Here is a 1,693-nt window from a genome sequence, read left to right as displayed (position 1 = left end):
CCTATCCACAACTCATCCCAAAGCTTTTCAACGCTCACGAGTTCGGTCCTCCACACAATTTTACCTGTGCTTCAACCTGGCCATGGATAGATCACTACGGTTTCGGGTCTACTATTACTAACTGAACGCCCTGTTCAGACTCGCTTTCGCTGCGGCTCCGTGTCTTCCACTTAACCTCGCTAGCAACAGTAACTCGTCGGTTCATTCTTCAATAGGCACGCCGTCGTCCTGATATATATACAGACTTCGACTGTTTGTAGACATACGGTTTCAGGTTCTCTTTCACTCCCCGCCAGGGGTTCTTTTCACCTTTCCCTCACGGTACTATGCGCTATCGGTCGATATCAGTATTTTGGCTTGGAGGGTGGTCCCCCCTGCTTCCCACAAGGTTTCACGTGTCTCGTGGTACTCTGGATACAGTCCCATGTATGCAAGGTTTCGATTACAGGGCTTTCACCTTCTGCGGCTGAGCTTTCCAACTCGATTCTTCTACCTCATTTACACTTGATGACTGTCCTCAACCCCGGTGCGGTTGCCCGCTCCGGTTTGGCCTCTTTCCCGTTCGCTCGCCGCTACTAAGAAAATCTCGTTTGATTACTTTTCCTCTGGGTAATTAGATGTTTCAGTTCCCCAGGTGCCCTCCTCATACTCAAAGGTATGGGTGACAGTGCATAACCACTGCCGGGTTCCCCCATTCGGAAATCTACGGGTCAAAGGTTGCTTGCACCTCTCCGTAGCTTATCGCAGCTTACCGCGTCCTTCTTCGGCTGATATCGCCAAGGCATCCACCGTACGCCCTTAAAATCTTTACTTAAAATACTTTCGTATTTGAGATTTTATTGACATGCATTAGATACATTGTCGTTTTTTGTAGCCGTACATTTTCATGTACGTCACCATTAAGTCAGAGAATTATTTCCTATGTGCTCGGGTCAACCTACTTAGAAATTCTAAGAGATGACCTTACAAATATATATAATTATCTTCTATGCAGTTTTCAAAGAACAAACAATTCATATATTTCGCGTCTATCGTCGTTGCATTCGTCTCACTTGTCTTGCGTAATTACCATTACGCGGCGACGTTGTTCATCTCATGCGCCTAGATATCCATCGAAATCTATTAAATTGTAACTGATTGTTTAAATCAGCTTAGTTATTTTAGTATAAAACAGACTAGCTGTCAAATACTAAATGGTGGAGACGAGGAGATTCGAACTCCTGACCCCCTGCTTGCAAGGCAGGTGCTCTCCCAACTGAGCTACGCCCCCGTAATGGGTTAACTTAAGTCTCGATAATCCATTCCGAAGAATCCGTTATCTTTTATAAGTTTTACCTATCAAATTAGCTCTTAGTGTCTGTACTCTACACAAAGTGTATTTCAAGTTATATGAGCCAACTGGTGGGCCTAGGTGGACTCGAACCACCGACCTCACGCTTATCAGGCGTGCGCTCTAACCAGCTGAGCTATAGGCCCATATCTGTAGATTGAGAGTCTTTACAGATCTCTCAAAACCGAACAATGTAGGTGCCAAAGTGTCGACCTAAGTGACATCCAAGCTCTTGGCTCGGTGTATGTCTCCCTAGAAAGGAGGTGATCCAGCCGCACCTTCCGATACGGCTACCTTGTTACGACTTCACCCCAATCATCGACTTTACCTTAGACGGCTGGCTCCCGAAGGTTACCCCACCGG

2 tRNA genes and 2 rRNA genes are annotated in these 1,693 nt (G+C 46.2%); all 4 read right to left on the bottom strand.

The window, feature by feature from the left end:
- A 23S ribosomal RNA gene (locus MOQ65_RS09525) occupies positions 1–812 on the bottom strand; the annotation flags it as partial.
- A gap of 382 nt (positions 813–1,194) precedes the next feature.
- Positions 1,195–1,270, bottom strand: a tRNA-Ala gene (locus MOQ65_RS09520).
- Positions 1,271–1,399: 129 nt separating this feature from the next.
- A tRNA-Ile gene (locus MOQ65_RS09515) sits at positions 1,400–1,476 on the bottom strand.
- 110 nt (positions 1,477–1,586) lie between these two features.
- A 16S ribosomal RNA gene (locus tag MOQ65_RS09510) occupies positions 1,587–1,693 on the bottom strand; the annotation flags it as partial.

Origin of the sequence: Veillonella faecalis (assembly GCF_024677885.1) — a bacterium.
GTDB lineage: Bacteria > Bacillota > Negativicutes > Veillonellales > Veillonellaceae > Veillonella > Veillonella nakazawae.
This window is presented reverse-complemented; position numbering and strand designations above follow the sequence as displayed.